The sequence below is a fragment of the Gordonia sp. (in: high G+C Gram-positive bacteria) genome (assembly GCF_020438995.1).
Lineage (GTDB): Bacteria > Actinomycetota > Actinomycetes > Mycobacteriales > Mycobacteriaceae > Gordonia.
In genome coordinates this window covers 1-19,586 of sequence record NZ_JAGQTN010000014.1, presented here as the reverse complement: position 1 = coordinate 19,586, position 19,586 = coordinate 1, and the positions used below count along the sequence as shown (strand labels likewise).

Genomic DNA, 19,586 nt, shown 5'->3' with positions numbered 1-19,586 from the left:
TCGCCCGGGCGGCTGTGGGTCGGCCCGGATCGCCGCTCGCTGGTCTGCGACGCGGCACATTCCTTCGACGTTGCCCGGCAGGGCTATGTCTCGCTCCTGAATGGACGCACCCGTCGATTGCGATCGGACACGGCGGAGATGGTCGCCGCACGAGGCCGCGTGCACCAGGCGCAGGCGTTTGCGCCGGTCGTTGACGCGGTGGCGCGGACGGTGTGGGCGCGGACGGTGTGGGCACCGGCCGACTGCACCGCAGAACATCCGGACGGCGAACATCCGGTGGTCGCCGACATAGGTTCGGGCACCGGGCACTATCTGGCCGGTGTTCTCGACGCGCGGCCCGGCGCGCGTGGCATCGGCATCGATCTGTCGAAGTTCTGTGCCAGGGCGACGATCCGGTCCCACGACCGGTCCACTGCGGTGGTGGCGGACGCATGGTCGGGCCTGCCGATCCGGTCCGCGCAGGTCGCCGCCGTCCTGTCGGTGTTCTCCCCGCGCAACGTTGCCGAGTTCGCCCGGATCCTGCGGCCCGGTGGGGTGGTGGTGACGGTGACTCCCGAACCGGGGCATCTGGCCGAACTGGCAGGCCCGATGGGGATGCTACGGATCGCCGACGACAAGGATGCCCGGCTGGAGTCCGATATGGCGGACGGTTTCGGCGCGCCGACCGCACAGTCGGTGAGCTACCGCATCGATGCGCCGGTTTCACTGGTCGCGGATCTGGTCGCGATGGGCCCCACGGCGTTTCACCGTGGCGAGGCCGAGATCGCCGCGGCGGCACAGACACTGGCCGGAAACCGGACCACGGTTCCCGTCACGATAGCGGTACGGGTGGCGGCTTTTCTACCGAAGGGTTGACCGGTACACGTCGAGCGTCTGTTCGGCGATCGTCGCCCACGAGAACTCCGCGGCCGCTCGCTCCCGCCCGGACCGGCCCATCGCCGCCGCTGTCGCCGGGTCACCCGCCACGGCGTTCACTGCGTCCGCCAGCCCCTGCTCGAAGCCGATCGCGTCGGCCGGATCGAAGGGCACCAGGGTGCCGGTGACGGTGTCATCGACCACCTCGGGGATGCCACCGACGGACGAGGCCACCACCGCCGTTTCACAGGCCATGGCCTCGAGATTGACGATGCCGAGCGGTTCGTACACCGACGGGCATACGAAGACGCTTGCGGCGGTGAGGATTTCCCTGATCCTGGGCAGGGGGAGCATGTCGCGGACCCAGTAGACGCCTGCGCGTGATGCCGACAACTCCGCCACCGACGATTCGATCTCGGCCCCGATCTCCGGTGTGTCGGGTGCGCCGGCGCACAGCACCAGCTGGATCGACGGATCGAAGTGATGTGCCGCGGCCACCAGGTGCGCCACGCCCTTCTGCCGGGTGATCCGGCCGACGAACGCGACGATCGGCCGCTTCGGATCGACGCCGAGTGATGTCAGCGTCGACCCCGGGCCGAACGGGTCATCGACCGGATACCACGACTGCGTGTCGATGCCGTTGCGCACCACGTGAACTCGGGCGGGGTCCAGATACGGATAGGTGGTGCACACGTCGGTCGCCATCCCGGTGCTGACCGCGATGACGGCATCGGCGTACTCGACGGCGTTACGTTCGGCCCAACTCGACACCCGATAGCCGCCGCCGAGTTGTTCTGCCTTCCACGGCCGCATCGGTTCCAGGGAATGGGCGGTGAGGATGTGCGGGACACCGTACAACTGTGCCGCGAGGTGTCCGGCCAGTCCGGTGTACCAGGTGTGCGAATGGACGACGTCGGCACCGGCCGCCCCCACCGCCATCCGCAGATCCGCGGACAGCGTGGTGATGGCGGCGTTGGCCCCGGCCAGACCAGGATCGGGCTGATAGACCGCGGCGGTCGGGCGGTCGGCGCCCATGCAGTGGACGTCGACCGCGGCAAGGGTGCCGAGGTGTTTGACGAGTTCGGTGACGTGCACACCGGCGCCGCCATAGACCTCGGGGGGATATTCACGCGTCATCATCGCAACCCGCATGTGAACGACGCTAGTGCCCCCGTCAGCGGTCCGCCACACATTGCGTCAAATGGACGCGGCGGCGGGACGCGCGCGATGAAATCGGCGGAACGTCGGAGAGTTTCGTGACTATTACCGGCTCGTTCGTCTGGCCCCGGCCACTGTTGGCGGTTAAGTTGAGAGGGTGAGATCACAGCCGCACGTGCTCGGTATCGTCCTCGCCGGCGGCGAGGGCAAGCGCCTGTACCCACTGACCATGGACCGTGCCAAACCGGCGGTGCCCTTCGGCGGTGCCTATCGCCTCATCGACTTCGTCCTGTCGAATCTGGTGAACGCCGGCTACGAGCGGATTTGCGTACTGACGCAATACAAGTCGCACTCCCTCGACCGGCATATCTCGCAGACCTGGTGGAGTTCGGGCTTTCACGGCGAATACATCACCCCGGTGCCCGCGCAGCAGCGGCTCGGGCCGCGCTGGTACACCGGCAGCGCCGACGCCATTTTCCAGTCGATGAACCTGATCGTCGACGAGAAGCCCGAGTACATCGTGGTTTTCGGCGCCGATCACGTATACCGGATGGATCCGTCGCAGATGGTGGCCGCGCATATCCGCAGCGGTGCCGACGTCACGGTCGCCGGCATCCGGGTGCCGCGCTCGGAGGCGTTCGCCTTCGGCTGCATCGACGCCGACGCCTCGGGCCGCATCACCCGCTTCCTCGAGAAGCCCAAGGACCCGCCCGGCACACCCGACGATCCGGACGTCACGTTCGCCTCGATGGGCAACTACGTGTTCACCACCGATGCTCTCGTGCAGGCGTTGCGGGCCGACGCCGCCGACTCCGATTCCGATCACGACATGGGCGGCGACATCATCCCCGCCTTCGTGGCCAAGGACACCGCATACGTCTACGACTTCAAGGACAACGACGTCCCGGGCGCCACCGAACGCGACAAGGGTTACTGGCGCGACGTCGGCACGCTCGATGCGTTCTACGACGCCCACATGGATCTGGTGTCGGTGCATCCGGTGTTCAACCTGTACAACCGGCGCTGGCCCATTCGGGGCGAAAGTCTGAACCTGCCGCCCGCCAAGTTCGTCGAGGGCGGGCACGCCGAGAATTCGGTGGTCGGTGCGGGCTGCATCATCTCGGGGGCCACGGTCACCCGCTCGGTGCTGTCCTCGGACGTCTTCATCGAGGCCGGTGCGGTGGTCGAGGACAGCGTCCTGATGCCCGGTGTCCGGGTGGGCAAGGGCGCGGTGGTGCGCCGGGCCATTCTCGACAAGAACGTGGTGATCGCCGACGGTCAGCAGATCGGTGTCGACCACGATGCCGATCGCGCGCAGTATTCGGTGAGCTCGGGCGGGGTCGTGGCCGTCGGAAAAGGTGTGACCATCGCAGGTCCCGTCACATAGACCGGCCCGGTCAGCACACATAGACCGGCCCGGTCAGCACACATAGACCGGCCCGGTCAGCGGCGCAGTGCGGCCAGGCCCCTGGTGATCAGTTCGGGCTGGTCGTCGGCGGTGCCGGGCGGCAGATCATCGATCGGCCACCAGGCGAGGTCGACGGACTCGTCACTGCGTACGAACGCGGGCAATCCGTCGTCCGGTTGCGGCGGCGTGAGCGCGGCGAACCGAACGTCGAGATGCCGCGTGGGCACGCCCAGCGAACAGGTGACCGAGTGGGTATGCAACCCGACGATGCCGACGCTCAGATCGAGTCCCTCGATACCGGACTCCTCGCGGCCCTCACGCGCAGCGGCGTCGGCGATGGTCGCGTCATCGGGCTCGCAGTGCCCGCCGAGCTGGAGCCATTGGCCGACCCGCGGATGCAGGGTGAGCAGGACGTGCCGCAGCGTGGCATCGAAGACGATCACCGAGGCCGTGAGATGTCCGGACGCCGACTTACGCAGGCACGCATCGGGATTCGCGTCGAGAAACGCGAGATAGGTGTGCCGCAACGAGTTTTGGGCGTCGTCGGGTGCCTGCCAGTCCCGCAATGCGGTGACGGCCGAACGATGCAGTGCGGTGCTCATAGCTCCAGGACCAGCCCTTCGGTGGCGGCGGGCGGACGCAGCGCTGTGTCGTCGACGGGGTAGCCGATGGCGATCGCGCCGAGCGGCTCCCAGGCCGGGCCGAGTCCGAGTACCTCGCGGACGGTGTCGGCGGCGAAGATCGTCGAGCCGATCCAGCAACTACCGATGCCCCGCGCGGACAGCGCCACCAGCAGAGCGTTCACCGCGCCGCCGGCCGCAACGGTGAACATGGTGTGCTCGCAGGCATTCCTGCGGGCGTCGGGATAGGTGTGGGCACCCTCGGCCACCAGGAAGGGGATGACGACTTCCGGTGCGTCGTACAGGATCCGGCCGCGCGAGAGCCGCTTGTCGATGGATTCGGCTGTCCTGGAATCGGATTGGAGATCGCTGCGCCAGCGTTCGGTCATCGTCTCCAGCAGCCTCACCCGACGCGCGGGGTCGCGTAGCCGGACGAACCGGACCGGGTGCGTGTGGTGGGGTGCGGGGGCGGTCAGCGCGTCGGCAAACGACTCATGCAGCAACTCCGGTTCGACCGCCCGATCGATGAAGGTGCGCACGGACCTGCGGGTGCGCAGCGCCTCCCGATGCCCCTGCGCGATGGCCTCCTCGGTACCGAGACGGAACAGGTCGGCGGCTGTCGGCCGGACCAGGTCGCGGGCGGTGGTGCCGTCATCGGCGACGCGTAGCCCGCGGACGATGGCCACAGGCACGCCACCGAGTTTGCCCTTGGCCAGGTCGGCGGCCGCGGCGATCTCGTCGGCGACGGCGATGTCGGTGACGATCAGCGGATTGCCGTACCCGTCGACTGAGCCGTCGTAGCCGTGGGACACCGCGATACCGGCCGCGCCGATGGCCACGTCGGTCTGCCCGGTCCGCCAGGCCCGGCCCATGGTGTCGGTGACGATGACGCCCACGGTGCGGCCGGCCAGTTCGGCGATCCGCTCACGGAGTCCGGCGGCGCTGGCATCGGGATCGAGTGGCAGCAGCGCGAGCTGATCTCGGGCCACGTTCGATCCGTCGACACCGGCCGCGGCCTGCACCAGGCCGTTGCGGTTCTCGGTGATCCAGGTGGCGTTCCGGCGGGCCAGGATGCGCACGGTCTCGTCGCTGATCAGTTTGCGGCGCAACCGATCCCGCTCCTCGGGTGCGGTTGGTGCGGCCACCATGCGACCTTCGGTCTTGGAGAAGATCTTGCTCGTCACCACCACCACGTCGGCGTCGCGGAGCCCCGGTCCGCCGGCTCCGTTCACCGCGCCCATGATCTCTGCGGCGATATCGGAACCGGGACCGAATTCCCCGAGGCCGGTGACCGGGAAGATCTCGATGGCCGAACCGGATGCGTGGTCGGTCGCGGTCATAGGTCGTGCCCGTCGGCGGCCGGGGTGTTGACGCCGACGAGGGCGCACGCGTCGGCCACCATCCGCGCGGTGGTGGCCGGGTCGGTCATCAACAGTGGCGCGGTGCCGACGGTGATGCCGTCGACCACCGCGGTGTCGACGGCATCACCGTCGGCGATCAGCCAGCCGTCGAGGATGCCGTTCCCGCTGCGCGGACCATAGTGTGCCGCGATGGCCTCCGCCGATGTGGCCACCCCGATCGCGGTCAGGCATTCGTCGGCCATGCCGCGCAGGGGCTTGTTGTCGATCACCGGCGACACACCGACGACCGGTGCCGCGGTGGTCCGCAGCGCGCCGCGGATCCCGGGGACTGCCAGGATCGCGCCGACGCTGACGACCGGGTTGCTCGGTGCCAGCAGCACGATGTCGGCCTCCGCGATCGCTTCGAGTACTCCGGGCGCCGCAGTGGCCCGGTCGGCCCCGATCTGCACGAAACCGTGCGCCGGTATCTGCGCGCGATGGCGCACCCACCATTCCTCGAAGTGGATGGCGACGTATTCATCTTGCGACCCACCGGGTTTGGCGATCTTGACATGGGTTTCGCAGCGATTGTCGGTGGCCGGCAGCAGCCGCACGCCGGGTTGCCAGCGTCGGCACAGCGCGGCCGTGACGTCCGAGAGCCGATAGCCGGCGTCGAGCATCTGGGTGCGGATCAGGTGTGTCGCCAGGTCTCGATCACCGAGTCCGAACCAGTCGGGATCGGCTCCGTAGGCGGCCAGTTCCTCCTTGGCGTTCCAGGTTTCGTCCGAGCGGCCCCAACCGCGGCCGGAGTCGATGCCGCCGCCGAGGGTGTACATGCAGGTATCGAGGTCGGGACAGATCCGCATGCCGTGCATCCGCACGTCGTCGCCCACATTGACGATGGCAGTGATGTCATGGTTGCCCGGCGCATCCACCGGATCGCCCGACTCGCTCAGTGGCGGAGGGAACGGTGTGGGGCCCAGAAGCGCACGCACTCCGAGCAGGAATCTGGCGCCGCCGACACCGCCGGCGAGCACGGTCACTTTCACCGCAACGAGTATAGAGGGGCGGTGGGGAAGGGGCGGATCGATATGGACGGATCTTCGGTTTTGACTTGACCGGACCGCTGAGAGGCGTGTCTAATCACACCAGTGTCATTTGCGATTTGCGATCAATAATCCGGTCGAGAGTCCTTGGATGCCACCAGTTTCGACCAGATGTTCGATTTCTGCCGACGTGAAGTACTTATTCGGGGTGAGTGATGACACGAAGGATAGTTCAGATGAGTTCGGCCGGTGGCCGAACGCGGCCGACGCCGGTTCCCGGCGGCCGGATCGGCGATGTTCGTCGCCATGTTGAGGTTTTGAGTTCTGAGAGCAATCGGCCCGTCCCCGGCGGCGAATTTCACGAGGGAGGAGCTCCGAGATGACTTCTGACCACTCGATCGAGAATCCGCGTGAAGACCTTGAGGCCCGGGTGTCGGGTATCGAACAGGTGAGCGGTAATGCAAGCGATGGTGAGCGCGACGGAGTAGGTTCACGTCATTTGTCGTTGGTGGCCAACGACTTTGACAGCATGTTCGACGCGGTCGAGCACCAGTGGCAGGACGACGCGCTGTGTGCGCAGACCGACCCCGAGGCATTCTTCCCGGAAAAGGGAGGATCGACCCGCGAGGCCAAGCGGATCTGCCACGGGTGTGAGGTACAGGCAGAGTGCCTTGAGTACGCATTGGGCAACGACGAGCGGTTCGGTATCTGGGGCGGGCTGTCCGAAAGGGAGCGCCGCCGGATCAAACGCGGTATCGTCTGACACTTTCCCAACGGACTGCCGCCGGAGCGACCACATCGCTCCGGCGGCAGTCTGTTTCGGGTAGCAGTCTGTTTCGGGCCGCACCCTGTTTCAGCGGCGGTCTGTTTCCGGCGCTCGACACACCCTCAGCCGGGTCCGTTGTCGATGGTGTCCTCATCGACGCCGAGGTGTGTGGCCACCTGCTGGACCAAGACCTCGTGGATGAGTTCGAGCAGGTCTGCGCCGCGCTTGGCGCGCATCTCCAAGGGTCGGCGGAAGAGGATGATCTGGGCACGGGTAGGTCGGCCGTGGACGTCGATTCCCGCGGGGATGAGCCTGGCCAGCGGCACCGCGCCGTCGGCGGTGACCTCGTCGGGCCACTGCACCGAATCGGGATCGGTCGGCAGCATCCGGGGGATCTCGTCGACCGCGATATCGAGGTCGGCGATGCGGTCGTGCCAACGCTGATCGATGTCGGCGAACGCCTCGAGCGCGTTGCGGTCGAAGTCGTCGGACCGGCTGGTGTGCGCGGGCACCGTCTGGGGCAACAGTGGTGCCCGCAGGCCGCGACCGCGACGGTCTCGTCCCGCACGGGAGATTCCCCGCCGGGTACTGTCGCCTGCCGGCTGGTTCCGGCGCCGCGGATCGGTGCGCATGGCGTGAGTGTAGTGCGCGCAGGAGCAGTGACGGGTACCGGCGCGGTATCCATGTTCGGATCCGGCGTGCGCGTTGGCGCGTGTCAGAGGTATCGATAAGGGCCTCGGCACGATAATCTCGTGGGGTGAAACTTCCACGACAGTGCTGCAGGCCCGGTTGCTCGCGGCCTGCCGTGGCGACATTGACGTTCGTGTACGCCGAGTCGACCGCGGTGGTGGGCCCGTTGGCGACCACGGACGAACCGCATTCGTGGGACCTGTGTGAAGACCACGCACTGCGGATCACCGTGCCCCGCGGGTGGGAGATGTTGCGCAGCGAACGGGGCTTCTCCGCGCCCGTCGCCGAGGACTACGAACTGACGGCCCTGGCCGAAGCAGTACGCGAAGTGGGCGGTAGATCGGGTGTCGCCGCAGAACGGATGGCCGGTTTCGACGGCCTCGACGAGGCGAGGACGAACAGGCATCGGCGCGCGGGCTTCTCGCCGAGACTGCCGGGGGAGAGCATCTACGACCGTCCCGCCCGCGGTGATGCCGGTGTTGTGCAGCCGTTGCCTCCGGTCAAACCACGGCCGGGCCGCAGGGGCCACCTTCGCGTGTTGCCCGACCCCGTCGACTGAACACTCAGGCGACGACCTGAGTCGATGCCGGACTTCTCCGCACCGGGACACTAGTGTGGTGGTCATGCGCACCGGTATGCCGGATCTCGATGATGTCGAAGGGCTGGTGGCTCTCGACGTCGATGGGCTGCTGCAGTCGGTGGCCAGGGCAGGTGCGCAGGTGCGTGCCGTCGCCGAGGCTGTGCGCGAGGGTGCGCTCGATCCGTTGTCCCCCTTACGGCCACGCGGCGTGGTGATCGTTTCGGGGGGCAGCCTCGTCGCGGCCGCTGCGTCCGAGTTCACGGTCGCGATGCTCGCCGCACACACCGACGTGCCGCTCGTGTGCGTGCCGTCGTTGCCCGGGTGGGTGGGCCCACTCGACGTGGTGGTCGTCCTCGGCGACGACGCGGGCGATCCGGCCCTTGCCGATGCGGCGGCCCGCGCCACCCGACGGCGTGCCGAGGTCGTCGTCGGGGCGCCGCTGGAAGGTCCACTGCGTGACGCGCTGGGCGGAGCCGGCATCGATCTGTCGCCGCGGGTGCATGTTGATCGGCGGTTCGGGTTCACGGGATTCGTCGCGGTCATTGTGGCCGTGGTGACGGGTCTGTCCTCGGTCAGATTCACCGGCGAGGTTCCCGGTCTCGATGCCGTGGCCAATGCGCTCGACGCCGAGGCCGCGGCCAACCACGTGTCGCGGGAGTCGTTTCGCAACCAGGCCAAGCTGCTGGCGTCGCGGATGGCGGACACCTCGATGGTGGTGTGTGGCGACACTCCCGGTAGCGTCGCGACCGCCGCACAGGCGGCGACGACGATGCTGGCGATCGCCGGCGTCGCGTGCGCGGCCACCGACGTCGCCGGAGCCTCGGTCGCGGTGCGTGATCGCGCGGGTTCCGGCCCGGCGGACTCGCTGTTCCACGATCCGTTCATTGACGGTCCGGCACCGGCTGCCTTGACCGTTCTCGTGCTGGGGGTGCCGCGCCGTGAGTGGCAACTGCGTCACCGGACGGGCACCCTGGGTGAGGCGGTGCTGGTCGTCGGATCCGTGAAAGGAGAATCGGAGCAGGCGGCTGCACCGGGTTCGCCTATGGATACCCGTGGTGATCTGCCCGCCGATCTCGAACCGCTGCTGTCGGCGTTGTTGCGCGTGGATATGGCCGCTGTGTACCTGCGGCTGATCAGGGGGAGCTGAATGGAACGACTCGAAGGGGTGGTCCGCCCTTATGCGTGGGGGTCGCGGACGGCCCTCGCATCGCTGCGCGGACAGCAGGTTCCGTCTGCCCATCCGGAGGCCGAGCTGTGGTTCGGTGCCCATCCGGCGGCGCCCGCACGGTGCGTGCGGTCCGGCGACCAGGGCATGCCGGGTACGGACCTGCTCTCGGTGATCCGGTCCGATCCGGTGCACGAGCTCGGCGCCGGATCGATGGGCCGGTTCGGCGAACGGCTACCGTTTCTGCTCAAGATCCTCGCGGCGGAGGAGCCGTTGTCGCTGCAGGCCCACCCGAGCCTTGTCCAGGCACAGGAGGGTTTCGCTCGGGAGAATGCCCGCGGGCTCGCGATCGACGCACCCGAGCGCAACTACCGCGATCCCTGGCACAAACCCGAGCTCGTCGTCGCAGTGACGGAGTTCGACGCGCTCGCCGGTTTCCGGCCACCGGCCCGGACAGTCGAGTTGTTACGTGAACTGCAGGTGCCCGCGCTCGACCCCTATCTGGGGCTGCTCGCCGGTCAGGCCGACTGCGACGGGCTGCGCGCGGTCTTCACCACCTGGCTCACACTTCCCGAGAACGCGATCATGGCGCTGGTGCCGCAGGTCCTCGAAGGCGCTGTCGCGGTGCTGGAGTCGCGTAACACGGAGTTCACCGGTGAGCTGCGGACCCTGCTCGAACTCGGTGAGATGTATCCTGGAGATCCGGGGGTGCTGGCGTCGTTGCTGCTCAACCGGGTGCGGCTGCGTCCGGGCGAAGGGCTGTACCTGCCCGCCGGAAATCTGCACGCGTATCTGCACGGTACCGGTGTCGAGATCATGGCCAATTCCGACAACGTGTTGCGGGGTGGGCTGACCCCCAAGCACATCGACGTGCCCGAGTTGTTGCGCGTACTCGACTTCACTCCGGTGCCGGTGGCCGAACTGCGTCCCACCGTGCGCACCCTGGGCGCCGAACGCATCTATCTCACACCGGCAGCCGAGTTCCGCCTGTCGCAGGTCGAACTGGACGGGACGGGACTGCGGCGCTCGCAATCGATTTCGTTCGACATGCCCGGGCCGCAGATGCTTGCGGTACTCGGCGGCACCATCGAGGTGCGCACGGCCGCAGGCGATTCGGCGACGGTTCCGGCGGGTTCGGCGCTATGGCTGGCCGCAGGCGATCCCGATGTCGTCGTTCGCGCCGCGTCATCGAGGGCGACGTTCTGCCGGGTGCTCGTACCGGTCAGTCAGCGCGCCGGGGCGGTGGAGGGACAGGTGCCGGCGGCACCGGCGTAGGGTACGCGTTAGCCAGAGGTGCCGCGTGGACCGGTGCAAGATGTGCACCCTGCGCTGTCCGGGGCGGTTCCGCCGAGCCACGGCGGCCGTTGATGATCGCCCATTCATCGTCGACGGCCACAATGGAGACCACGGTTCTGCCGGTGTGGGTGTCGACGCTGAAGGTGTGTGGGTTGCGCCGATCCTGCCTGATGAACACCGTCGTGGCCGGTGCGTTGCCGGGTCTGGCCGATTCGTCGGCCAACTCGCACAGCTGGAAGATCGTGACCCCGGGTGAGTCCGGAGGTGGAACGGGTCCGTCGTAGACCTCCACCCGCGCCGGCAGTACGGGGAGGTTGTTTGCCGGTGCCAGACTGAGCCGGTCGGGACGATCGACGGCAGTCTGCATGGGCCGCCAGCGGTGGGGATCGTCGGTGTGAACGACGACCTGCGCGCCGGTGGCGATGGCGCGCAACACGATCTGCGCGGCCAGCGGCCGGCGTGCGTCGATGACCACCCGGGACACGCCGGGACCGGCGAGCGTGAGCGCAACCGGCCTGCCTTGCGGGTCGGCACCGAGGAGCTGACCTGATCCGCTGCACGGCAAGGCTATTCGCTGGATCAATTGTCGGGCGGCCGCACCGAGCACCGGTGCGACGTGACGCCACGCGGTGTGCGAACGCGGGTGGGGCAGGCCGGTCAGCAGCGCTTCGGCCTGATGGCCGCACAACGCATGTGTGTCGGCCGGCCCGTCGTCGCGGTCGTCGGTGCCGCGATCGGTGTCGATGATCCGGGTGATCACCCGTACGCAGGGTGCCGACGCCGTGCCGGTCAGGCCGATGACGGTCGTCGTGGCGGCGGTCGGCCGTGCCCACGTATCCGACTGCAGCACAGTGTGATCGGCTGCACGGTGATGGGTAGGGGCGGGATTGGCAGCGGCGGGATGGACGGCGGCGTCGATGGAGGAGTAGCGCTGTGCCGCGCCGCCCTGGTCCAGTGGCACCGTCCGGCACCACAGTGGGCCCGAATACGCGTGACCCCAGGACTGGCTCACTTCGGCGGAGGCGAGGCCGCCGGTGAGTTCGCGCAATACCGCGGGGATCTCCGCGGCGGAGAGGATATCGGCGGCAAGGCCTCGTTCGGTGACGCGGGCCGCGACCCGCCTGGTGGCCACGGCCACGGTGCGTGCGGTGCCCTCGGTGTTGCCGCCGCGGCGCGTGATCGCTTCGGGGCAGTTCCGCGGATCGAGCCGGACGATCACGAAGGTACTGGTGCGTGGTGTCGACCTGATGGGTCCCAAAGTTCTTGCGTACGAATGTGACACAGGGCCGGATGCACCGGCGGCCGCGGTGTGGACGACGACGTCGATCGAGTGCAGGGCGATGTCGAACTGGGCCAGGCAGTCGGCCAGTGGCGCGAGTGCCAGCGGCGGTTCGGTGCCGGGCCCGCGGTCGCGTCCTGTCCGGTCGAGGTAACGCACAGCGGGGGATGCGGGCCGTACTCGGATCACGGTCACCAGAACGTCCGGCGATACGGATACACCGATGCCCTCCACTGTACGGGCCTGTGCGTCGCCGGCGACCAGCGTGTCCGTCAGGGGCCCTCCCGTGGCCGGGATATCGGCGAACTCGACGGGAATGCCGACGGATACGCGAGAACCGTTGATGTGGAACAGGATTCGCGTCCAGAACGATCGGGCTTCGCGGATCTGTGTGCAACACCACCAGCCGGCGATGACGATCGCCGCGACGACGCCGGTCACCGCCGCCGGTGCGGCGGACGAGAGACCCCAGACGGCCAATACCACCCCGGCGGCGATCTGAACCACGATCATGTATCCGATCGCGGTGTGTGAATCTTGTTGTGGCAGTGCTCGGTACGTTCTCACGCAACCCCCCTTCGGCGCGGAGGCGGCAGGTGACGAGGTTCGTGCTGTGCATGATGGTCTCGCCCGGCCGCCATCGCTCCGATACGCTACTACGGCGCCCGCCGGCGGCAAAGGGGCCCCGGCCGGTATCTGTGGATGCCGGACCGGTATCCGGCGGGGCGCGGGGGTTCCGACTGTGGGGGGAGGACGTATTGGCGAGGCAACTGACCACGCGTGCGCAGGTCAACGGGTACCGGTTCATGATCCGCAGGCTCGAGCACGCACTGGTTCGACGCGACGTGCGGATGATCGACGACCCGATGCGATCGCAGATCAACGCGCTGGCGGTCGGCGCGGTCCTGGCCGTGGTGATCCTGGCCGGTTGCGCCATCTGGGGGATGATCCGCCCCCAGGGGGCCGTCGGAGATTCGGTGATCGTCGTCGGAAAAGGCAGCGGCGCAATGTATGTGGTCGTATCCGATCGATTGCACCCGGTGCTGAACCTGGCGTCGGCGCGGCTCATCACCGGAAAGGCCGATACGCCCCGGTCGGTGGCCGACAAGAAGCTGAGCGGCTATCCGCGGGGACCGCTGCTCGGGATCCCCGGGGCACCGTCGGCCCTACCCGGTCCGGCGAGTGGCGCACGCGCATGGACGGTATGCGACGAGGCGGGGCCGTCGAGCGGCGGTACCGGCGGTGTGCGGCTGAGCGTGATCGCGGCACCGCCGGTTCGGGAGGGGCCGGCCGCACCCGCGTCGCGGCGTTCGGCGCTGCTGATCTCGCACGCGGACAAGACTTTTCTCGTCTACCGGCCCGACGGCGACGAGACGGCGGTCCGCGCCGAGGTGGACCTCGAATCCGTCGAGGTCCGGTCGGTACTGCGATTGGACGGGGTCGCGCCGCGGCCGGTCAGCGCCGGTCTGCTCGCGCTCATTCCGGAGGTACCGCCCATCGCCCTGCCACAGATTGCGGGCAAAGGCCGCAAAGGTGTGCTCACCGGGCCGGGCATCGCCGTGGGGTCGGTCGTGCGCTCGGTCGCCGTCGATGACACCAGCACCTATTACGTCGTCCTCGCCGATGCGGTGCAGAAGGTGGGACGTGTGGCCGCGGAGATCCTGCGGACCGCGGACGCGCGCGGATCGGGGGCGGTCGCGACGGTGCCGCCCGCCCGGATCGCCGCGCTGCCCACCACATCCGAACTCGCCGTCGGCGACTTTCCGTCGGAGGTTCCGGATGTGGCCCCGGTGGACACCCATCCCGTCGCCTGCCAGTCGTGGTTGCCCGCAAACGACCGGACGCCGGCCCGGATGACATTACTAATCGGTACGTCCGTACCGATTCCCGACGGCGCGTCGCCGGTCCCGGTGGCGGGCGCCGACGGCGGCGGACCGTCCGTCGACAGTGTCTACGTCCGGCCCGGCAGCGGTGAACCCGTGATCGTCACCGGTGCCGAATCACGCAGCACCCGAGCACAATCGCGCTTCTACGTCAGCGACTCAGGAGTCCGGTACGGCATCGCGGAGCCGCAGTCCGCCGCAGTGCTCGGGTTGTCGGCCGAACCTGCGCCGGTGCCGTGGCCGATCGTCTCACTGTTGCCGCCCGGCCCCACCCTCAGCAGGACCGCCGCACTGGTGGCACACGACGGTGTCGGTCAGGGCTGAGCGTGCCCTGACCGAAGGCATCAGGTGAGTGGGTCTGAAGGTGGGGTCGTGATGTGCGAACCCTCGACGAGGAACCGGACCATCGTCTCCCACTGCCCGTAGATGGTGTCCGTGTCGAGGCCGGCGACATTGCGTAGATGGGCCACCGCCGCCGCGTTGAGTGGCGTCTGAATGGCGACCGACAGCACGTCGACGCGTGGCCCGAGACCGAGTAGTCCGAGCAGAAAGCCGACGTGCGTCGTCGACGCGGCCCACGCCGGATGGCTCAGGAACCGTCCGCCCGCGCTGTCGGCCTCCAGGAGGATGTCGAGGTGGGTGACCGTCATGTCGAGCCGGGCGCGGCCGTAGGCGGTGAGCCGCTCGAGCGGCGGCGCTCCGGGCCCCAACGGCGGTGGTCCGGCCAGAAAGCCCTGCTGCAGTTCGGTTTCCGAGTGGTTGAGCAGGGCGATCATCAGGCCGGTACGGCTGCCGAATCGCCGGAACACGGTGCCTTTGCCGACGCCGGCCTCGTGGGCGACGGCCTCCATCGTGAGTGAGGACACGGGCCGGGTCTTTATCAGCCGCTGCGCCGCGGCCAGTAGGAGTCTTCTGTTACGGGCGGCGTCGGAACGCTCGGGTTCGGCGGCGAGCAGGTCCGCGGCGAGTAGGTCGGCCGGCCGCCGGGACAGCGCGAGTGTGGACGTGTGGACCGGGAGGACGCGGGCTGTGTCGGGGCCACTGTGGTCGGCGTGCTTCGGTCCGGGACCGTCCGGTACCGGATTGTCCGCTTCCGCCTCGTGTGACACGCCCCTGAGCCTAACCCGTCCGCCATCCGGGAATATAACGGACCTCGGTCCGGTTGGTCGATGTCGAGTAGATGACGTAGTTCGGGAAGGAACCATCATGTCGCAGGATACGAACGGAACCGATTCGGTACAGGCAGCCCCGGCACAGGGGGCCCGGGTCGTCGCACTCGTGGGCAGCCTCCGCGAGGCATCGGTCAACCGGCAACTCGCGCACGTCGCCGCCGACAACGCGCCCGAAGGGGTCGAGGTGAGCGTCATCGAGGACCTCGGTGCGCTCCCGTTCTACAACGAGGACACCGATCCGTCGGTCAACCCGGCCGCGGGCGAGGTCGACGCCAAGGTCGCCGGGCTGCGGACCGCCGTCGCCGACGCCGATGCAGTCCTGATCGTGACCCCCGAGCACAACGGCAGCATCCCGGCCGCGCTGAAGAACGCGATCGACTGGTTGTCGCGGCCGTACGGAACCGGCGCCATCAAGGGCAAGCCGGTCGGCGTGATCGGTGCGGCACTCGGTCAGTACGCCGGCACCTGGTCGCGCACCGAGACCCGCAAGTCTGTCGGTATCGCCGGCGGTCAGGTCATTGAAGAGGTCGAGGTCGGCATCAATTCGTCCAAGCTCGGAGAGCAGGGCGTGTCGGCGCCCGAGGTCGTCGAACAGGTCGTCGGCGCCGTGAGCCGGCTCGCCGGCGAGGTGGCCGCCGTCGCCTAAGGCCGCCTCGGGCACGCCTGCGGGGGCTTCCTCTGCCATGGCCGCTTCCGGCCGTCGTGATCGACGGTGGGAGGCGGTCATCGCCGTCCGTGCGGTCGCGGCAGGCGCTCGGCGACACTCCCGATGACCTGGGAGTTTGGGCTTTCCTACCGCTTCTACCTGCGACTTTCACCGGTGTGATTCCCAAGGTCTAGTGGTCTGGGCAAACGCCACCCACTAGGTGTAGTGTTTGTGAAACCGGCGGGGCGGAATGACAAGCGGTCCGGGATCGCGAATCACACGCAAGAGGTTTCGACGTCGCACCAGACTTTCGAGTCGTGCGGACCGTGAGCATCACGCTGGGGAGGGTACTTTGCGGGGGCTGCCTCGCAGCACCCTCCGAGACAGCAGAGCAGTCAGATCACGAGGGAGATTCGATGGCAATCACCGTCTACACCAAGCCGGCCTGCGTTCAGTGCAACGCGACCTACAAGGCCCTCGACAAGGCGGGCCTGTCGTACGAGATCGTCGACATCAGCAAGGATGACGCCGCCCGCGACTACGTCATGGCGCTCGGCTACCTGCAGGCACCCGTCGTCGTATCCGGTGACGAGCACTGGTCGGGATTCCGTCCCGATCGCATCAAGGCACTCGCCGCCAACGCCGCCTGATACGGCCGGTGCCGGCAGTGGCCGGTGGGAATGCGATGGGGAAGTCGAATTCTCGCGCCTCTGCTCGTCAGGACGTATCGGTCAGGATTGTCGGGACCTGTCGGTCGTCCCCGGCCTGCCATGACCTCGGTGAGGTCACGGTGGTCGGGTGCCGGCCGGCGGGTCCGTCGGCCCGGCAGCTATTCCAGTCCGGGAATACTGCTCGTCAGATGGAAGGTGCAGCGATGCCCAGCCATGAGGTGCCGCTCGTCGTGTACTTCTCGTCGGTGTCGGAGAACACTCATCGTTTCGTCACCAAGCTCGGCGTGCGTGCCGTCCGGATTCCGGTCAACGACCGGCAGACGACGATCTCCGTCGATGAGCCGTACGTGCTGATCTGTCCCACCTACGGTGGCGGCAAGGTGTCCTCGACGACCGGCGGCGGCTACGTACCCAAACAGGTGATCCGCTTCCTCAACGACGAGCACAACCGCTCGCTGATCAGGGGAGTGATCGCCGCCGGCAACACCAACTTCGGTGAGGAGTTCTGTTTCGCCGGTGACGTGATCTCGCGCAAATGCGGTGTACCGTACCTGTATCGATTCGAACTGATGGGCACCGCCGACGACGTCGTGCGCGTGCGCGCGGGACTCGCCGAGTTTGCTGCCCGCCTCGATGCCCGGCATGCGCGGGCGTAACCTGTTTTCCTTGTCTCCCAGCCTGATTCCATCCCCCAGAGTTTCCCCCAGAGTTTCCGTCGTGCTACCAGGAGTATTTCGTGTCGCCAACCGCATCCACTGAGACCATCGCGTCGGCAAGCCAGTCCGGTGTGCACGCCGGACCGTCCGGGCATGAGCCGGGTGAACTCGACTACCATGCCCTCAACGCGATGCTCAACCTGTACGACAGGGACGGCAAGATCCAGTTCGACCGCGATCGCGAGGCGGCGCGGCAGTATTTCCTGCAGCACGTCAACCAGAACACGGTGTTCTTCCACGATCTCGATGAGAAGCTCGAATACCTGGTGGAGGAGAACTACTACGAACCCGAGGTGCTCGAGCAGTACGACAGGGAGTTCGTCAAGGACCTGTTCAAGCAGGCCTACGCCAAGAAGTTTCGCTTCCCCACATTCCTCGGCGCGTTCAAGTACTACACCAGCTACACCCTCAAGACCTTCGACGGCAAGCGCTACCTGGAGCGTTTCGAGGACCGGGTCTGCATGGTGGCGATGACCCTCGCCGCCGGAGACACCGCACTGGCGCGCAACCTCGTCGACGAGATCATCGAGGGCCGGTTCCAGCCGGCTACCCCCACCTTCCTCAATTCGGGCAAGAAACAACGCGGTGAGCCAGTGAGCTGTTTCCCGGCGGGTACACCAATAGATACTGCCGATGGACAGCGGGCGATCGAGTCGCTGAAGCCGGGGGATCTGGTTCTCTCGCACGATGGTACGTACGCCGAAGTAGAACAGCTGATCGAGAACGACAATGATCAGCAGTTGATCTCAATCTCCCACTTCGGGCATAAAGAGCCCATTCGGTGTACCCCCGAGCATCCGATTCTTGTGTGGACAACCAGAGACGTGGACACCCTGATCGAAGGCGACGGTGCCGATCCGTTCAACGGATTCGTGTGGCTGGCGGCGAAAGATATTCACCACTCGGACTTTATTGTCACTACCGCGCCATCCGAAGCGCGGGCACGGCGTTCCTACGACCTGATGGAGTATGTCGGAGCGGGAGTCTACGAAGAGGTTGACGGGCTCATCTGCAAGGTCAATCAGGATAAGAAGCACCGCAACAAGCAACGGCACAGCCAGCGATTCATCTCGGTCAACCGGCATGTAGAAGAATCGTATGACTTGGGGCTGATCCTGGGGTGGTACATCGCGGAGGGGCATGTCTCCAAGCGATCCACCGAGCGCACAGTGGCGGACGGTGTGCACTTCACCCTCGGAGCTCACGAGACCTCATATCATGAGGAGTTGTCATCGGCATTCAAGCGAGTATTTGCCACTGAACTGTCAGTTCATAGCAACAGCAGCGACCACTCGGTGCGTATGGTCTCGAACAGCAAGGTCGTCGCCGAACTGCTGTTGTCGCTGGCGGGTACCGGGTACAGCACAAAGCGACTGGCTCACAGCGTTCTCACCGCGGATGAACAGTTCCAGCGTGGGGTCTTGATGGGCTTGTTCCGTGGCGATGGGTGCTCAACTGTCGGCGGGATGGTTCTGGACCTGGTCAATCCCGTCCTCGTCGACCAAGTTCAGTTGATGCTTCGACGTCTCGGTGTGATGTCGATTGTGCGCAGGTACACGAATCAGGCGGGGAATCTGACGGGCCATGTCGTGGTTCCGGGACTTCCCGGTGTCAATGAAGAGTTCATTTTCGACATCGGCAAGAATTTGCAGAACTACGTCGGCCGAAAGGGAACGCTGCGGACAACCTACCAAACCGTCCACGGACGGCAGGTGTACGGTATTCGCGAGCTCGTTCAGATCGACGAGACTCCGGATAAAGTCTATAATCTGCACGTCAAGGGTACGCATACGTACTCAATCCGAGGGACAGTCGTTCACAATTGTTTCCTGCTTCGCATCGAAGACAATATGGAATCCATTGGACGGTCGATTAATTCGGCTCTCCAATTGTCCAAGCGGGGCGGCGGTGTGGCGCTGCTGCTGAGTAATGTCCGCGAGCACGGCGCGCCGATCAAGAAGATCGAGAACCAGTCGTCGGGTGTCATCCCGATCATGAAACTGCTGGAGGATTCGTTCTCCTACGCCAATCAGCTCGGTGCCCGGCAGGGTGCGGGTGCGGTGTACCTGCACGCCCACCATCCGGACATCTACCGCTTCCTGGACACCAAGCGGGAGAACGCGGACGAGAAGATCCGCATCAAGACACTGTCGCTGGGGGTGGTGATCCCCGATATCACGTTCCAGTTGGCCAAGGCCAACGACGACATGTACCTGTTCAGCCCGTACGACGTCGAGCGCGTTTACGGAGTGCCGTTCGCGGACGTGAACGTGACCGACAAGTACCACGAGATGG

18 protein-coding genes are annotated in these 19,586 nt (G+C 66.8%); 11 read left to right on the top strand and 7 right to left on the bottom strand.

Annotated elements, in window-relative coordinates; all coding sequences use genetic code 11:
* The coding region (locus KDB67_RS01020; RefSeq protein WP_366851588.1) for a methyltransferase domain-containing protein at positions 1 to 855 on the top strand (855 nt) is incomplete at its 5' end.
* Here the strand turns inward: KDB67_RS01020 and glgA are convergent.
* Positions 841 to 2,007 (bottom strand): glycogen synthase, encoded by a 1,167-nt coding sequence (glgA, locus tag KDB67_RS01015; protein WP_291011264.1) that lies wholly within the window; start codon positions 2,005 to 2,007, stop codon positions 841 to 843. The two genes, KDB67_RS01020 and glgA, sit on opposite strands and share 15 nt — an antisense overlap.
* A 163-nt stretch (positions 2,008 to 2,170) precedes the next feature.
* Between glgA and glgC the strand changes: the two genes are divergently transcribed.
* Positions 2,171 to 3,400, top strand: a complete 1,230-nt coding sequence (glgC, locus tag KDB67_RS01010) for a glucose-1-phosphate adenylyltransferase (protein WP_291011261.1) — start codon at positions 2,171 to 2,173, stop codon at positions 3,398 to 3,400.
* 56 nt (positions 3,401 to 3,456) lie between these two features.
* On the opposite strand, the gene KDB67_RS01005 is transcribed toward glgC, so the two are convergent.
* The 3 genes from KDB67_RS01005 to cofD are packed head-to-tail and all read right to left on the bottom strand — an operon-like array spanning position 3,457 to position 6,430.
* Positions 3,457 to 4,023, bottom strand: a complete 567-nt coding sequence (locus KDB67_RS01005) for an NUDIX domain-containing protein (RefSeq protein WP_291011259.1) — start codon at positions 4,021 to 4,023, stop codon at positions 3,457 to 3,459.
* The gene (locus KDB67_RS01000) at positions 4,020 to 5,381 is read right to left on the bottom strand and encodes a coenzyme F420-0:L-glutamate ligase (protein WP_291011256.1); all 1,362 of its coding nucleotides are present in this window, start codon (positions 5,379 to 5,381) and stop codon (positions 4,020 to 4,022) included. The genes KDB67_RS01005 and KDB67_RS01000 overlap by 4 nt, the downstream gene beginning before the upstream one ends.
* Entirely contained in the window at positions 5,378 to 6,430 is a 1,053-nt protein-coding gene (gene cofD / locus KDB67_RS00995) for a 2-phospho-L-lactate transferase (RefSeq protein WP_291011253.1), read from the bottom strand. Before cofD ends, KDB67_RS01000 begins: the two co-directional genes overlap by 4 nt.
* A 526-nt stretch (positions 6,431 to 6,956) precedes the next feature.
* On the opposite strand from cofD, the gene KDB67_RS00990 reads away from it, so the two are divergent.
* Complete coding sequence (locus tag KDB67_RS00990) at positions 6,957 to 7,190, top strand: WhiB family transcriptional regulator (protein WP_291011269.1); 234 nt, start codon at positions 6,957 to 6,959, stop codon at positions 7,188 to 7,190.
* A gap of 125 nt (positions 7,191 to 7,315) precedes the next feature.
* On the opposite strand, the gene KDB67_RS00985 is transcribed toward KDB67_RS00990, so the two are convergent.
* Positions 7,316 to 7,825 carry a metallopeptidase family protein gene (locus KDB67_RS00985; protein ID WP_291011250.1) on the bottom strand — a complete coding sequence of 170 codons (510 nt, stop codon included), beginning with the start codon at positions 7,823 to 7,825 and terminating at the stop codon, positions 7,316 to 7,318.
* A 125-nt stretch (positions 7,826 to 7,950) separates the two neighbouring features.
* On the opposite strand from KDB67_RS00985, the gene KDB67_RS00980 reads away from it, so the two are divergent.
* The 3 genes from KDB67_RS00980 to manA all read left to right on the top strand — a co-directional run bounded on the left by KDB67_RS00980 (position 7,951) and on the right by manA (position 10,903).
* Positions 7,951 to 8,442, top strand: coding sequence for a DUF3499 domain-containing protein (locus tag KDB67_RS00980; RefSeq protein WP_291011248.1), 492 nt, complete (start codon positions 7,951 to 7,953; stop codon positions 8,440 to 8,442).
* 64 nt (positions 8,443 to 8,506) lie between these two features.
* A complete protein-coding gene (locus tag KDB67_RS00975; RefSeq protein WP_291011245.1) occupies positions 8,507 to 9,610 on the top strand; it encodes a hypothetical protein in 1,104 nt (367 codons plus the stop codon).
* Positions 9,611 to 10,903, top strand: coding sequence for a mannose-6-phosphate isomerase, class I (gene manA / locus KDB67_RS00970; RefSeq protein ID WP_291011243.1), 1,293 nt, complete (start codon positions 9,611 to 9,613; stop codon positions 10,901 to 10,903).
* Here manA and eccE read toward each other — a convergent pair.
* On the bottom strand, positions 10,851 to 12,716 hold the full coding sequence (eccE, locus tag KDB67_RS00965; protein WP_291011241.1) for a type VII secretion protein EccE: 1,866 nt from the start codon (positions 12,714 to 12,716) through the stop codon (positions 10,851 to 10,853). The genes manA and eccE overlap by 53 nt on opposite strands.
* Before the next feature lie 245 nt (positions 12,717 to 12,961).
* Between eccE and eccB the strand changes: the two genes are divergently transcribed.
* Positions 12,962 to 14,410 (top strand): type VII secretion protein EccB, encoded by a 1,449-nt coding sequence (eccB, locus tag KDB67_RS00960; protein ID WP_291011238.1) that lies wholly within the window; start codon positions 12,962 to 12,964, stop codon positions 14,408 to 14,410.
* A gap of 20 nt (positions 14,411 to 14,430) precedes the next feature.
* Here the strand turns inward: eccB and KDB67_RS00955 are convergent, their stop codons facing one another.
* Positions 14,431 to 15,078 (bottom strand): helix-turn-helix domain-containing protein, encoded by a 648-nt coding sequence (locus KDB67_RS00955; protein ID WP_291011266.1) that lies wholly within the window; start codon positions 15,076 to 15,078, stop codon positions 14,431 to 14,433.
* A 214-nt stretch (positions 15,079 to 15,292) separates the two neighbouring features.
* On the opposite strand from KDB67_RS00955, the gene KDB67_RS00950 reads away from it, so the two are divergent.
* The 4 genes from KDB67_RS00950 to KDB67_RS00935 all read left to right on the top strand — a co-directional run.
* A complete protein-coding gene (locus KDB67_RS00950) occupies positions 15,293 to 15,904 on the top strand; it encodes an NAD(P)H-dependent oxidoreductase (protein WP_291011236.1) in 612 nt (203 codons plus the stop codon).
* Positions 15,905 to 16,320: 416 nt separating this feature from the next.
* Positions 16,321 to 16,554 (top strand): glutaredoxin-like protein NrdH, encoded by a 234-nt coding sequence (nrdH, locus tag KDB67_RS00945; protein WP_291011234.1) that lies wholly within the window; start codon positions 16,321 to 16,323, stop codon positions 16,552 to 16,554.
* A gap of 224 nt (positions 16,555 to 16,778) precedes the next feature.
* The gene (gene nrdI, locus KDB67_RS00940; RefSeq protein WP_291011232.1) at positions 16,779 to 17,231 is read left to right on the top strand and encodes a class Ib ribonucleoside-diphosphate reductase assembly flavoprotein NrdI; all 453 of its coding nucleotides are present in this window, start codon (positions 16,779 to 16,781) and stop codon (positions 17,229 to 17,231) included.
* Positions 17,232 to 17,311: 80 nt separating this feature from the next.
* Positions 17,312 to 19,586, top strand: a 2,275-nt coding sequence (locus tag KDB67_RS00935) for a ribonucleotide reductase N-terminal alpha domain-containing protein (RefSeq protein ID WP_291011230.1), incomplete at its 3' end; no start/stop codon positions are given.

What these genes read in the sequence shown, in the direction of transcription:
- glgA (WP_291011264.1), bottom strand. Translation starts at nt 2,007, where the DNA reads ATGCGGGTTGCGATGATGACGCGTGAATATCCCCCCGAGGTCTATGGC.
- KDB67_RS01005 (WP_291011259.1), bottom strand. Translation starts at nt 4,023, where the DNA reads ATGAGCACCGCACTGCATCGTTCGGCCGTCACCGCATTGCGGGACTGG.
- KDB67_RS01000 (WP_291011256.1), bottom strand. Translation starts at nt 5,381, where the DNA reads ATGACCGCGACCGACCACGCATCCGGTTCGGCCATCGAGATCTTCCCG.
- KDB67_RS00990 (WP_291011269.1), top strand. Translation starts at nt 6,957, where the DNA reads ATGTTCGACGCGGTCGAGCACCAGTGGCAGGACGACGCGCTGTGTGCG.
- KDB67_RS00985 (WP_291011250.1), bottom strand. Translation starts at nt 7,825, where the DNA reads ATGCGCACCGATCCGCGGCGCCGGAACCAGCCGGCAGGCGACAGTACC.
- KDB67_RS00975 (WP_291011245.1), top strand. Translation starts at nt 8,507, where the DNA reads ATGCGCACCGGTATGCCGGATCTCGATGATGTCGAAGGGCTGGTGGCT.
- manA (WP_291011243.1), top strand. Translation starts at nt 9,611, where the DNA reads ATGGAACGACTCGAAGGGGTGGTCCGCCCTTATGCGTGGGGGTCGCGG.
- eccE (WP_291011241.1), bottom strand. Translation starts at nt 12,716, where the DNA reads ATGATCGTGGTTCAGATCGCCGCCGGGGTGGTATTGGCCGTCTGGGGT.
- KDB67_RS00950 (WP_291011236.1), top strand. Translation starts at nt 15,293, where the DNA reads ATGTCGCAGGATACGAACGGAACCGATTCGGTACAGGCAGCCCCGGCA.
- nrdH (WP_291011234.1), top strand. Translation starts at nt 16,321, where the DNA reads ATGGCAATCACCGTCTACACCAAGCCGGCCTGCGTTCAGTGCAACGCG.
- nrdI (WP_291011232.1), top strand. Translation starts at nt 16,779, where the DNA reads ATGCCCAGCCATGAGGTGCCGCTCGTCGTGTACTTCTCGTCGGTGTCG.